This window comes from Niallia sp. Marseille-Q9988 (assembly GCF_976954375.1).
In genome coordinates this window covers 41,477-55,205 of sequence record NZ_CDRJSZ010000015.1, presented here as the reverse complement: position 1 = coordinate 55,205, position 13,729 = coordinate 41,477, and the positions used below count along the sequence as shown (strand labels likewise).

10 protein-coding genes are annotated in these 13,729 nt (G+C 34.9%); 4 read left to right on the top strand and 6 right to left on the bottom strand.

All coding sequences use genetic code 11. The annotated features are described in order from the left end of the window. Positions 1 to 68 precede the first annotated feature (68 nt). Complete coding sequence (locus ACWNMZ_RS22015) at positions 69 to 1,415, top strand: ISLre2 family transposase (RefSeq protein WP_048717475.1); 1,347 nt, start codon at positions 69 to 71, stop codon at positions 1,413 to 1,415. Between the two features lie 425 nt (positions 1,416 to 1,840). After that, the gene (locus ACWNMZ_RS22010; protein WP_031536557.1) at positions 1,841 to 3,460 is read left to right on the top strand and encodes an ABC-F family ATP-binding cassette domain-containing protein; all 1,620 of its coding nucleotides are present in this window, start codon (positions 1,841 to 1,843) and stop codon (positions 3,458 to 3,460) included. A gap of 211 nt (positions 3,461 to 3,671) precedes the next feature. On the opposite strand, the gene ACWNMZ_RS22005 is transcribed toward ACWNMZ_RS22010, so the two are convergent. Together ACWNMZ_RS22005 and ACWNMZ_RS22000 are read right to left on the bottom strand one after the other, a co-directional pair. Next, positions 3,672 to 4,823, bottom strand: a complete 1,152-nt coding sequence (locus ACWNMZ_RS22005; RefSeq protein ID WP_251630136.1) for a D-alanyl-D-alanine carboxypeptidase family protein — start codon at positions 4,821 to 4,823, stop codon at positions 3,672 to 3,674. Between the two features lie 148 nt (positions 4,824 to 4,971). Beyond that, complete coding sequence (locus ACWNMZ_RS22000) at positions 4,972 to 5,925, bottom strand: lysylphosphatidylglycerol synthase domain-containing protein (RefSeq protein WP_449598895.1); 954 nt, start codon at positions 5,923 to 5,925, stop codon at positions 4,972 to 4,974. A 485-nt stretch (positions 5,926 to 6,410) separates the two neighbouring features. Between ACWNMZ_RS22000 and pflB the strand changes: the two genes are divergently transcribed. Both pflB and pflA read left to right on the top strand, forming a co-directional pair. Further along, a complete protein-coding gene (gene pflB, locus ACWNMZ_RS21995) occupies positions 6,411 to 8,654 on the top strand; it encodes a formate C-acetyltransferase (RefSeq protein ID WP_235252703.1) in 2,244 nt (747 codons plus the stop codon). A 97-nt stretch (positions 8,655 to 8,751) separates the two neighbouring features. Continuing rightward, a complete protein-coding gene (gene pflA, locus ACWNMZ_RS21990; RefSeq protein ID WP_235252702.1) occupies positions 8,752 to 9,483 on the top strand; it encodes a pyruvate formate-lyase-activating protein in 732 nt (243 codons plus the stop codon). Between the two features lie 296 nt (positions 9,484 to 9,779). Here pflA and ACWNMZ_RS21985 read toward each other — a convergent pair. From ACWNMZ_RS21985 to ACWNMZ_RS21970, 4 genes are all read right to left on the bottom strand, one after another. After that, positions 9,780 to 10,945 (bottom strand): IS3 family transposase gene (locus ACWNMZ_RS21985; RefSeq protein ID WP_109769520.1). Its coding sequence is split into 2 segments (ribosomal slippage): positions 9,780 to 10,630 and positions 10,630 to 10,945, totalling 1,167 coding nucleotides; the frame shifts between segments, so codons are not numbered across the junction. A 134-nt stretch (positions 10,946 to 11,079) separates the two neighbouring features. Then, a complete protein-coding gene (locus ACWNMZ_RS21980; protein ID WP_251630143.1) occupies positions 11,080 to 11,232 on the bottom strand; it encodes a hypothetical protein in 153 nt (50 codons plus the stop codon). A gap of 190 nt (positions 11,233 to 11,422) precedes the next feature. Then, positions 11,423 to 12,247 (bottom strand): ammonia-dependent NAD(+) synthetase, encoded by an 825-nt coding sequence (gene nadE / locus ACWNMZ_RS21975; protein ID WP_031538740.1) that lies wholly within the window; start codon positions 12,245 to 12,247, stop codon positions 11,423 to 11,425. A gap of 12 nt (positions 12,248 to 12,259) precedes the next feature. Next, entirely contained in the window at positions 12,260 to 13,720 is a 1,461-nt protein-coding gene (locus tag ACWNMZ_RS21970; RefSeq protein WP_031538738.1) for a nicotinate phosphoribosyltransferase, read from the bottom strand. Between the last annotated feature and the right edge of the window lie 9 nt (positions 13,721 to 13,729).

Genomic DNA, 13,729 nt, shown 5'->3' with positions numbered 1-13,729 from the left:
AAGAAAAAGGGACTTTCTTTTTGTATAGTAGTGTTTGCGGACAAAACATACAAAAGGAGAAAGTCCCTATGAAACAAAATACCATAAAACTACCTACATTAAAAGAAATAGAAAGTGATTTATTTAAAACATTACAGGAAACTTTTTCGGAAGTTCTCGAGGAGCTGTTAACTGGGTATGACAGAGAAATAGCTGAACAACGAGATAAAGGAAGATATCAACTCAAAGATAAGAGAGCGATTCAGATGGACACCTTATTTGGATCTGTTTCAATTAAGCGAAATTACTATTGGGATCGTATCGGCAACAAATATGTCTATTTATTAGATCAATATTTACAGTTTGAGGGCGGTAAAGGATTTAGTCCAGTTGTGGAAGAAATGGCGATGGAATTGGCGGTTACTGGGCCATCATACAGACATGCATCTTCTACGTTAGAAAAATTACTTGGATACTCTGTAGCTAGTCATGAAGCGATTCGTCAACATTTATTACAAACAGAAGTTGTACCGAGCTTGCCAATCGAACCAAAAAGAAAGGTATTATTTATCGAAGTAGATGGCTTATTTATTAAACGGCAAGGTGGTAAGAAGCGCGGACGAGAAGAAAAGATCGCAGCTATCCATGAAGGTTGGTCTATGAATGGAAAGAGAGCCAGTCTTGTGGGAAAACGGCATTTTATTCATAAAGCAGAAGCACCTTTCTGGGAAGAGTTAGAACAATTTTTAATGGATACGTATCATTACGATCCAACTACTCATCTTTTAGCTATCAATGGGGACGGAGCTAGTTGGATAACTGCGTGCAGAGAGTATTTTCAAAAGAAAGCTTTTTTCACGATAGACAGATTCCACGTAGCTCGAGAAATCCAACGTATTTTTAAAGAACATCCTAGATATAAAGCGATACGAAAAAAGCTAGCTAAGTATGATGGAGAGGGATTATTAGTAGAGTTAAATAGTGCAGTGGCGACCCTGGATACAGAGAAAAAAGAAGAACGATTAGAAGCATTAATTAACCAGCTTTCTCCATATCCCGAGGCACTTGGAGACTATAGAATTTGGTTACAGGAACAAGGAATAGATACGAGTGATATGCGTCCGATGGGCAGCGCAGAAGGAACCATGAGTGTGTTTGCCAAGCGTCTGAAAAACGGAAGGGCATGGAGTGAAAAAGGAATAGATGCATTTATTCGATTCATGGTTGGCTTAAAAGATGGATTAGATATTAAAACACTGATCGGAACAATGACGAAACGATTGGAAGAGAAGGAATCAAATCATATAAAACCAAAATACTACCGTGAAAAACTAACCAAAACAGCAGGACAGGCAACAAGACAAAACATTGCCTATTTGAGTCAAACAACAGGAAAGCCACTATATCATGCGTTAAAAGCATTACAAGGATTTTAAAAAGGATTGTCGACGTTTAACTGTAAACTGTATTCTAAAAGGTTATGGATTTTAACAACATAGAAAACGCAGAGTGGATTGGAGCGAAAGGCACTTGACTCCTGCGGGACATAGAGGAAAGGTCGAGACCCCACAGCCGGAACGGCGAGGAGGCTCGACTTCCTCCCCGCGGAAAGCAAGTGCCTGTAGCGGAAAGGAACGGTCTATTGATCCCAAAAAATTTTACGAAAACAGCCTGACTATAAATAGAGTAAGTATAGAAAGCGTTAACAATAGAGATAGCAAACACACTGAAAAAGAGAGAAATTCCGACGATAAAAAATTTCTCCCACAAATACTTGACTCAAACAGCTTATGAAAATAATTCGCGCTTCTATTCTAAAAATGATATAATTTGAAGGATATTGTAGTTTGGAGGATTTTAAATGATAACAGTTACGAATGTAGGTCTTCGATATGGTGATCGTAAATTATTTGAAGATGTTAATATTAAATTTACACCAGGAAATTGCTATGGATTAATTGGAGCAAATGGTGCTGGAAAGTCCACTTTCCTAAAAATTCTTTCTGGTGAGCTAGAAGCACAATCTGGAAATGTTTCTTTAGGTCCTGGTGAAAGACTTGCTGTTTTAAAGCAGAACCACTTTGAATACGAAGAACATGAAGTGCTTAAAGTAGTAATTATGGGTCATGCAAGATTGTATGAAGTTATGCAGGAAAAAGATGCTATTTATATGAAAGAAAATTTCACAGATGAAGATGGTATGAAAGCAGCTGAGCTAGAAGGAGAATTCGCAGAACTTAATGGTTGGGAAGCCGAATCTGAGGCTGCCATTCTTTTAAAAGGTCTAGGAATTGGAGAAGAACTTCATTCTAAGACAATGGCTGAATTAAACGGTTCCGATAAAGTGAAGGTCTTACTTGCACAAGCTCTTTTCGGTGAACCAGATGTTCTTCTACTAGATGAGCCTACTAACCATCTTGATATAAATGCGATTAAGTGGTTAGAAGAATTTTTAATTAACTTTGAAAATACGGTAATTGTTGTGTCCCATGACAGACATTTCTTAAACAAAGTTTGTACCCATATTGCCGATTTAGATTTCAGCAGAATTCAAATTTATGTTGGTAACTATGATTTCTGGTATGAATCTAGTCAATTAGCAGCTAGAATGGCAAATGATGCAAACAAAAAGAAAGAAGAAAAGATCAAAGAGCTTCAAAACTTTATTGCTCGTTTTAGTGCAAATGCTTCTAAATCGAAACAGGCAACTTCTAGAAAGAAATTACTTGATAAAATTTCGTTAGATGACATTAAGCCATCTTCTAGAAAATATCCATATGTCGCCTTTACACCAGAGCGTGAAATCGGCAATGACTTATTAAGAGTTGAAAACTTATCAAAAACAATTGATGGAGTAAAAGTACTTGATAATGTAAGCTTTATTATGAATAAAGATGATAAAATTGCGCTCGTTGGTCCAAATGAAATTGCTAAAACCACTCTTTTCCGTATTTTAGCAGGCGAATTGGAGCCAGATAGCGGCACTTATAAATGGGGAGTTACCACTTCTCAAAGCTATTTCCCTGCTGAAAACTCAGAGTACTTTAGCAATGATGATGCTACACTTGTGGATTGGCTCCGTCAATATTCTCCAAATGACCAAACAGAAAGCTTCTTAAGAGGATTTTTAGGTCGTATGTTATTTTCAGGTGAAGAAGTGTTGAAAAAGCCTAGTGTTTTATCAGGTGGAGAAAAAGTTCGTTGTATGTTATCTAAAATGATGCTAAGTGGAGCAAATGTACTTCTTTTAGATGAGCCCACAAACCACTTAGATTTAGAATCTATCACAGCTTTAAATAATGGTTTAATTAATTTTAAAGGTTCGTTGATCTTCACTTCTCATGACCACCAATTTGTATCTACAATCGCTAATCGTATTTTGGAAATTACGCCTAGTGGACTTGTTGATAAGCAAATGAATTATGATGAGTATTTAGAAGATGCCGATTTACAAAAAAATATAGCTGCTATGTATAAGTAATAAAAAAAACCGGGATTCCCGGTTTTTTTCTTATCCTCTAAAAGAATGTGTTATGCTCTTCTCTAATTTAGCTATTTACAAATGCCCTTGTTTCCCATACTGGTTATCTACTTTATTTAAATACTCAGGTGATATAGACACTCGAAGCGCCGAATAGGATACGAGCGATTACATATTATATTTGCTATTTAGTTTATTCTGCCTATCGAGGTTACCGTCTAATTGCTCTTCTCTTCATATAAAAAAGAAAGAATAACGCTAACGGAATAATAAAGACGATTCCGGGAAATGAAGATTTCTTCTCTTCTCTTACAGCTTCTTCAGGAATATCTTCTTTAAATGTTTCCTCTGCTGGCAACACTTTTGCTAATTGTATCGATTGTAGAATATCGCCTTTGTCATTTTCAATCATTAATACACCACTTGAGGATACTTCTTCTTCCCCATTTGTCCGAGCAACTGTAATTTTCTCCTCTTTCGTTGTTTCATAAGTTGTCCCATTTACAAAAAACGATTTTCCAGCAGGAATCACTTTATGTGTATATTGATTAAAACCAAAATCAAATAAATCCTCCGTATCATTATATACATCCCGCTTATAATTCCCTTTTAATACAATAGCTACTAGTTGTAGCTCTCCATTATCTGCTGTTGTTGCCAATGTTTGTTTCGACTCATTAACAAATCCGGTTTTTCCACCAGTAACCTTATCATATGGTCTAGACCCATTTACCATTTGATGATGACTAACTAAGGTCGTGTCCCAAGATAATCCATCCCATTTTAATTCATTTGTTCCAAATATCTCTCTAAACGTTTCATTTCGCATTGCATATTGCGTAATTAATGCTAAATCGTTAGCCGTTGTATAATGCTCTTTATGAAAAAGACCATTGGGATTTTTGAAGTTTGTGGAATGAACATTTACTTCTTCTTTTAAAAACTGATTTATATTCTTTTCAAAATTACTAATTGAACCATCAAGATATTCTGCAATAGCTACTGCTGCGTCATTTCCAGAATTAATTAACATTCCATCAAGCAAATGTCTTAATGTTACTTGTTCCCCTTTTTCTAAATAAACTCTTGTCCCTTCTGTTGAATATGCGTTGTCACTAACTGTAATGACATCATCCATATTACCTTTTTCTATTGCATAAATTGCTGTTGCTATTTTGGTTAAACTCGCAGGATACATTCTCTTATATCCATTCTTTTCATATAATACTGCTCCCGTATCACTATCTAATAAGAATGCCGCCTCGCTTACTAGTTCTGGTTCCCCATTTTCTTTTGCTTGACTTATTGTAGGAAGACATACTAGTAGTAATACGAAACAGATCGTGCTGATTGTTTCTCTCATTTTCCCCCACCTATTATTTTTCTGTGTTTAAATACCATGACTATTGTACCAAATAAATTTAAATAATAAAGAACATCTATCATTTTGTCACAAAGTTGAAATCCTTTTGTATTTTAAACAATAAATATTGATCTATACGTAAAGGGTACTACTCACTTGTTAAGCCCCTTAGAATAGCTGTTGCATTTTTCTTGATCTTTTTACTGACTTCCATTAAGAGAAGGAATACTGCCATTAAAAATGGTAGGAGATAATAGCCGACACGATACAAAAATAGGACAATTAGCATCTGTTCTGACTCTACACCTAATGATTCAATCCCCCATAAAAATATTAATTCAAAAGAGCCCATTCCCCCTGGAATCATACTGATAATGCCTGTACAGGCAGCAACTAAAAATAACAAAAAGAAATCCCCGACAGAGACAGGAAGCGCAATTAGTTTTGCAATTAAAAATAAATAGGAAAACAAGAAAATCCATTCCATGAGCGACACACATATTAAACCAATGATTTGTTCTCTTTCAAAAACAAAGTTATGTAATTTTACCTTCTGATAACTAACGACCAAAACAGGAAATATTAAGCCTACAACAATAATGCTAGCAAATATCCAAATATGTTCATCTATTAAATTTAATCTTTTACTATATAAGATAGCAATCCATGCCAAAATACTAATCCCTGTTAAATAAAATAAAGTTACAACAGCAATCCCTTTTAATAATTTCTTACGATCTGTTTCATATTGCTTGTAAAAAAAGTTTCGTAAAGCGATACCTATTAGTCCACCAAAACCAACTAAGTTAGAAATTGAATTGCTTATAAAAGAATATTTCCCTAATTCTACAAAGGGAATATCCTTCTTTAAATGCTTTGCAAGATAAAAATCGTAAAAAAACATTGGTAAGGTTGCCATGAACCCCCCTATCACAATATAAAACAAGCTCTGAATAGGGATTATCTGCAAGTATCCATATATAAGGTGTATATCTGTTGAAACAATCATATTCTTTATTTCTCGCACAACGATGATAAATAGGACAATTGGTAAGAGTATCTTAGCCATATTAATCCAGATTTTTTTCATACCGTTTGACATATTTACCACCTCTTACATGATGTTTGAATAATTCTATCCATTCTGACCTAGGATTAATCATATATTAAAAATATTAGTAAAGAAAAGGAAATTTTTAAAACTACTTTCTTTCTATCAATCGTTTATTTCTTATCAATAGTATGGTCAAAATGTAAATCACTATTCTATTAAAAGGAAAACTTCTCCTCTTCTCCAATTTTTACTGTATAAATTTTATACACCTTCACACTATTGTATAACAGTTTGATAAAATAACCAAAAAATTATATAACAGTTGTTTTCGATTTTTTTTACAACCCCTCCTTAACCATCTTTGCTTTTTCGTCTTAATCCCTTGATATTATTGATGTTCACATTTATGCCACAGAATATTCGCAAGATGTACACATTTATTGTGATAGTTATCACATAAAATCTGTTATAGTTAAAACAGAAAGAAAAAAGCTTTCTGTTATATATTTTTATTAAATCATGAGGTGATTATAATGGAAAAAGTAGAAACAACTAATTATTGGGAAGGCTTTAAAAAAGGTTCTTGGCAAAAAGAAGTAAATGTTCGTGACTTCATCTTAAAAAACTTTAATCCGTATTTCGGAGATTCTACATTCTTATCTGGTCCAACATTAGAAACTACACAATTATGGGAACAAGTAATGGAATTAAGTAAATTAGAAAGAGAAAGAGGCGGTGTTTACGATTTAGATACTGATATCGTATCAACGATTACTTCTCACGGTCCTGGTTACTTAGATAAAGCAAAGGAAAAAGTTGTTGGTGTTCAGACAGATGAGCCTTTCAAACGTTCTTTCCAACCAAACGGTGGTATTAGAATGGCAGTTCAAGCTTGTGAATCTTATGGCTATAAAGCAGACGAAGAATTAGAAAAATTCTTTACCGAACACCGCAAAACTCACAATGCTGGAGTATTTGATGCCTATACTGATGAAATGAGATTAGCAAGAAAAGCTGCAATCATTACTGGTCTTCCAGATGCTTATGGCCGCGGAAGAATTATTGGTGACTATCGCCGTGTTGCACTATACGGAGTAGACTTCTTAATCAACGAAAAACAAAAAGATAAAAAAGCTACAAGCTCCGTTATGACAGAAGAAACTATCCGATTAAGAGAAGAACTTTCTGAACAAATTCGTGCATTAAACGAATTAAAAGAATTGGGAGCAAGCTACGGATTTGATTTATCAAAACCAGCAGCAAATGCTCAAGAAGCTTTCCAATGGGTATATCTTGGCTACCTTGCAGCAATTAAAGAACAAAACGGTGCAGCAATGAGCTTAGGACGTGTATCTACATTCTTAGATATTTATGTAGAAAGAGATTTGGAGAATGGCACCTTAACAGAAAAAGAAGCTCAAGAAATTGTCGATCACTTTATTATGAAGCTTCGTCTTGTAAAATTTGCTCGTACTCCTGACTATAACGAATTATTTAGTGGTGACCCAACATGGGTAACAGAATCTATTGGTGGTATGGCTAATGACGGAAGACCTTTAGTAACAAAGAACTCATTCCGCTTCCTTCATACATTAGACAATCTAGGACCTGCTCCAGAGCCAAACTTAACAGTTCTTTGGTCCACTCAGTTACCTGAAAACTTTAAAAAATTCTGTTCTCAAATGTCTATTCAAACGAGCGCTATCCAATATGAGAACGATGATATCATGAAACCTCAATGGGGAGATGATTACGGTATTGCGTGCTGTGTTTCCGCAATGGCAATCGGTAAGCAAATGCAGTTCTTCGGTGCACGTGCTAACCTTGCGAAATGTTTATTATATGCAATCAATGGTGGTAAAGACGAGAAATTTAAAATCCAAGTTGGTCCTAAATTTGCGCCAATAACTTCTGAATATCTAGACTACAAAGAAGTAAGTGAAAAATTCGATAATATGATGGAATGGTTAGCTGGACTATATATTAACACATTAAACGTTATCCATTATATGCATGACAAATACAGCTATGAAAGAATAGAAATGGCTCTTCACGACACAGAAATCCTTCGTACAATGGCTACAGGTATTGCAGGATTAAGCGTTGTAGCAGACTCATTAAGTGCAATTAAATATGCGAAAGTAAAAGTTATCAGAGACGAAAATGGTCTTGCTGTTGATTTTGAAACAGAAGGCGATTTCCCTAAATACGGAAACAATGATGATGCGGTTGATAGCATTGCGGTTGGTATTGTTGAAAGCTTTATGAAAAAATTACGTAAACATCAAACATATCGTAATTCTATGCATACTATGTCTATCTTAACAATCACTTCAAACGTTGTGTATGGTAAGAAAACTGGTAATACTCCAGATGGACGACGTGCAGGTGAACCATTTGCTCCAGGAGCTAACCCAATGCATGGACGTGATACAAAAGGAACTTTAGCTTCTCTATCTTCTGTAGCTAAATTACCTTACGATTACTCATTAGACGGAATTTCAAACACATTCTCTATTGTGCCGAAAGCATTAGGTAAAGAAGATGATATCCGTGTAAATAACTTAGTATCTATCCTTGATGGCTATGCAACAAAAGCGGGTCACCACTTAAATGTTAACGTATTTAACAGAGAAACATTATTAGATGCTATGGAACACCCAGAATTGTATCCACAATTAACTATCCGTGTATCTGGATATGCAGTAAACTTTATTAAATTAACACGTGAGCAACAACAAGACGTTATTAGTCGTACTTTCCACGAATCTATGTAATGTAAGTTTGGTCGAGGGATTATTCTTAATCCCTCTTCCCTACCTCTTACAGTATTACTTCGAAATTCCGTGGGTCTATTATAAGGAGGAATTAATCATGAACGGCAATATACATTCAATTGAAACATTTGGAACGGTAGATGGTCCTGGTATTCGCTATGTTGTGTTTACACAAGGCTGCTTACTTCGCTGCCAATTTTGTCATAACGCAGACACTTGGGAAATTGGTACTGGGAAACAAATGTCGGTTATGGACATTATGAATGATTTAAAAACATACCTTCCTTTTATCGAACCTTCTGGTGGAGGTATTACTGTAAGTGGCGGGGAACCGTTACTACAAATTCCATTTTTAATCGAGTTATTTAAAGAATGTAAAAAACTCGGTATTCACACAACCATTGACTCTTCTGGCGGTTGCTATTCTAAAGCTCCCTTATTTCAAGAACAGTTAGACGAATTAATGAAATATACCGATTTAGTTTTACTCGATTTAAAACATATCGACCGTAGAAAACATATTAAACTAACAGGAATGGGCAATGATCATATATTAGATTTCGCCAAATATTTATCAAACAAAAAAATCCCTATCTGGGTAAGACATGTATTAGTACCAACTATTAATGATACGGAAGAAGACCTAACAAGATTAAGTGATTTTATTGCCACATTAGAAAACGTAGAAAAAATCGATATTCTTCCTTACCACAAATTAGGTGTCTATAAATGGGAAACACTAGGACTAGAATATCCTCTACAAGGAATTGAACCACCTACCCAAGAATCTGTTGAGTTCGCTACTACTATTCTGAATAGAAGCATGTAGATAAAGCTTAAATAAAAGAGGCATGGTTTTGAACTGACCTAGCCAAATGAGACATATATAAAACACCTATCCATATTAAATTTAACACTTTTTCATTAATTTGATATTGGTTCTTTACTGGAAATAGTTCAGGCACTTTGTCACTTTACTTGGAGCCTCTGCGGGCATAGATTCTTTAGCCAGGAAGCCAGATATCTCAAAGAGAATCTGGCTTAGCCATAATAGGCTATCATGCCCGCATCTCCAAATAAAGTGCATGTCTTTTCTACATGCAAAGTGGATAACCCCGAAATCCTTTAAGCTGCCTTTAATCCAAATTCTATTGGAGTTAAGTAGCCTAATTTTGCTTGAATCCTACCCTCGTTGTAATGATGAATGTACCCATCTATTCTAGAAATAACTTCTAAATTAGCTAGGGTATTAAACTTACAATATTGGAATTCCTCTGTCTTTAAATTTGAATGAAATGATTCAATCACCGCATTGTCCCAACAGTTCCCTCGTCTGGACATACTACCTACTAAATGATGTTCCTTCAAATAATTTTGAAAAGTATACGATGTATACACACTCCCCTGATCGGAGTGTATAATAACTCCTTCTGGCTGATTGCGTTTATCCAAAGCATCCTGCAGTGTATCAATTACTAATGTCGTTTGTTGATGATTATAAATCTTATAAGCTACGATTTCATTATTATACAAATCCATAATCGTAGACAGATATAATGTTTCGCTGCCATACTGGATATACGTAATGTCCGTTACCCACTTCTCATTTGGTTTACTTGCACTAAAATCACGATTAAGAATATTAGGTACAATGACTTCACTTTCTCCCTGCGATTTCCACTTGCGTTTTGGTTTCACCTTACACTGCAAATGATGCTTCTGCATAATGTTTTGAACTGTGTTCCTATTAAGATGAATATGATGTTCTCGCTTTAGAATAGCTCTAATTTTCCTATGACCATTTCTATATTTAGTAGCCTTACAGATTTCAATAATTAAATCTTCATGTTCATTCCGATATTCACCAAACCCTTTAGTCCAACGATAATAGCTAGCACGTGGAATCCCTAAAACTTTTAAAATGGAAGTAACGGTATATTTTTCACGAAATTGTTCAACCAATTGTACTACTAGCCCTTTATCGACTCCTTTCTCATCGCCATATACTTTTTTAGAATTTCATTCTCCATTTTTAGGTGAGTTAGTTGATTACTTATTCGCTCGTCCTTACTTAAAGAATCGGGCCCATGCCCAAATGTATATTGTTTACCAATTGGCTGATCAAACCGATACATTTCTCCATTTTTGTACCATCTCATCCAAGTTTCAATTTGAGTTTTATTTTTGATTTTGTATTTGTTCATAATTTCCCGTGTTGTTAATTTTCCTTCAAGCTTATCTCTTACTACCGCCCATTTAATCTCTTTTGTATATACAGTTTTTTTGCCCACGCAAAAACACCTCCGAATAATGTCACAATACTTATCTCAAGTATTGCCATTTTGGAGGTGTTTTATATTGTCTCACTATTTTAGGTTAGTCCAGTTTCACAGCATGAAACCATACCTCTTTATTATTCCTCTAATTAAACATTTCTGTTTGCATATGGAGGATAGGGCGGAAATGGTGGCTGCGGTCGGTTACCATGGTGTTTTTTTCCTATCTTAAATTCATATTCAAAGGATACAGGAATATTTAAAAAAACAAAATCAACATCAAAACCAAAAATTTTAAACATTTATTTCCCTCCTTTTGATTTTTTCGTACAATATATTATCATATTTACATATTTTGTACTTTCATTATAGAATATGCTAAATCTAAGGACATGCTTGTGCAAAGTTCTTATATTGATAAAGAAATAATAGGATAAATTGCTTTTTATTAAAAAAGGAACCGAATAAATATTCGACTCCTCGTTTTTTCTATTATGCTTTCCACCATTCGTCAAACATAGAAACTGGAACTTGTCGTTTATGCTCTGTTACTAAATAGCGTGCTTCTATTTTTTCAGCAACGTCTGAACTAACTTCTTTTCCTTCTAAATAATCATCTAGTTGATCGTAAGTTATTCCAAGCTCTGTTTCATCAGCTTGTCCCGGTTTATTGTCTAATAAATCAGCTGTTGGAACTTTTAGATAAATTGCTTCTTCTGCATTTAATTCTTTTAATAGTTGCTTCCCTTGTCTTTTAGACAAGCCTGTTAAAGGTAGAATATCAGCACCACCATCACCATATTTTGTAAAGAAGCCTGTAACAGCTTCAGCTGCATGGTCCGTACCAATAACAAGTAGATTCTCCTGGCCGCCAATTGCATATTGAGCAATCATACGCATTCTAGCCTTTACATTTCCTTTATGATAATCGGATAATGATGTTTCACTCATTCCATCAAATACTTCTTTTACACCATCGACCGGCGTTTTTACATTAAATACATATTCTTTGTCCGCTTTGATAAATTCTAATGCACGTATCGCATCTACTTCATCTGCCTGAACTCCATATGGTAGTCTTACCGCAATAAAGGTTGCGTCATATCCTTCCTCACGTAATTGTTCCACTGCAAGTTGTGCTAATCTCCCAGCTAATGATGAATCTTGACCACCACTTATTCCTAAGACAAAGCCTTTCGCTTTCGCTTTTTTTGCATAATCCTTTAAAAACTGGACTCTTTTTTCAATTTCCTCTTTCGCATTAATTTCAGGTTGGACATTTAAATCCTTCATAATTTTTTGTTGTAAGCTACTCATGATTTTTCCTCCTTATTTTCGATTTTGAATAGTTACCTTTACTTTTTCTAAAAGATTCATTTTATTTTCCCAACATAATGGGCTTAAATCTACAGGGTATTCTTCTGGATTTAAAGAACGCTTATATTCATCCCATAGTATTTCTAAGCTTTGCTGTGAATACTTTTGAATCGCAAAGATATCAGGCGTATCATATACTAATTTTCCATTTATAAATATATCTTGGTGAATATCTACAGCTGTAAAATTCGTAACGAATTTACTGATATACGTATGGGTTGGATGGAACATCTTTAAACGCTCTTCCGTTTCTGGATGTTCCGATTCTAAACAAATATAATCCCCTTCTGACTTCCCATTTATATCGTTTATAATTCGATATACCCTTTTTAGCCCAGGTGTAGTCACTTTTTCTGGGTTGCCACTAATTTTTATTGTATCTTGCATCGTACCATCCTCGTCTTCTATCGAAACAAGTTTATAAACACCACCAAGAGCTGGTTGATCATATGCAGTAATTAATTTCGTGCCAATTCCCCAAATATCTATTTTTGCACCTTGTGCTTTTAAGTTAATGATTGTATATTCATCAAGATCATTACTTGCAACTATTTTTGCATCTGTAAAACCTGCTTCATCGAGCATTTTCCTTGCTTCTTTCGATAAGTAAGCAAGGTCTCCACTGTCTAAGCGAACACCGCGAAAATTAATGCTTTCTCCTAATTCTTTCGCCACTTTAATTGCAGTTGGCACACCAGAACGCAAAGTATCATAGGTGTCTACTAAAAACACACAGTCCTTATGTCTTCTTGCGTATTTGTGAAAAGCAATATACTCTTCATGATATGCCTGAATCATGGAATGGGCATGTGTTCCAGAAATAGGTATTCCAAATAGCTTCCCTGCTCTAACATTCGAAGTGGAACTAAAACCGCCAATAAAGGCAGCGCGTGTACCCCAGAGGGCTGCATCTAACTCATGGGCACGTCTGCTTCCAAACTCCATTGCTATTTCATCACCAATCACATTTTTAATTCTTGAAGCTTTAGTCGCAATCAATGTTTGGTAATTCACAATATTTAAAATAGCTGTTTCTACGATTTGTGCTTGCGCAAGAGGTGCTTCTATTCTCATTAATGGTTCATTTGCAAAAACAACTTCGCCTTCTTTAACTGAACGCAAGCTGCCAGTAAACTGTAAATCCTTTAAATAAGCAAGAAAATCCTCTTTAAACCCTTCTTGTCTTAAATAGTCAATATCATTTTCTGAAAAATGGAGACTCTCTAAATACTGAATAACTCTCTCCAGTCCTGCAAATACGGCATAGCCATTATGAAATGGTAATTTTCTAAAATAAACTTCAAAGACAGCATTCTTTTCTGCAATACCATCTTCCCAGTATGTTTCTGCCATATTAATTTGGTATAAATCGGTATGTAACATTAAACTGTCATCTTCATAATTAAAACTCATTATAATCCT

Excerpts from the sequence above, each read along its gene's own strand:
- ACWNMZ_RS22005 (WP_251630136.1), bottom strand. The coding sequence starts at position 4,823 with ATGAGAGAAACAATCAGCACGATCTGTTTCGTATTACTACTAGTATGT.
- nadE (WP_031538740.1), bottom strand. The coding sequence starts at position 12,247 with ATGAGTAGCTTACAACAAAAAATTATGAAGGATTTAAATGTCCAACCT.
- ACWNMZ_RS22015 (WP_048717475.1), top strand. The coding sequence starts at position 69 with ATGAAACAAAATACCATAAAACTACCTACATTAAAAGAAATAGAAAGT.
- pflA (WP_235252702.1), top strand. The coding sequence starts at position 8,752 with ATGAACGGCAATATACATTCAATTGAAACATTTGGAACGGTAGATGGT.
- ACWNMZ_RS22000 (WP_449598895.1), bottom strand. The coding sequence starts at position 5,925 with ATGTCAAACGGTATGAAAAAAATCTGGATTAATATGGCTAAGATACTC.
- pflB (WP_235252703.1), top strand. The coding sequence starts at position 6,411 with ATGGAAAAAGTAGAAACAACTAATTATTGGGAAGGCTTTAAAAAAGGT.
- ACWNMZ_RS21980 (WP_251630143.1), bottom strand. The coding sequence starts at position 11,232 with ATGTTTAAAATTTTTGGTTTTGATGTTGATTTTGTTTTTTTAAATATT.
- ACWNMZ_RS21970 (WP_031538738.1), bottom strand. The coding sequence starts at position 13,720 with ATGAGTTTTAATTATGAAGATGACAGTTTAATGTTACATACCGATTTA.
- ACWNMZ_RS22010 (WP_031536557.1), top strand. The coding sequence starts at position 1,841 with ATGATAACAGTTACGAATGTAGGTCTTCGATATGGTGATCGTAAATTA.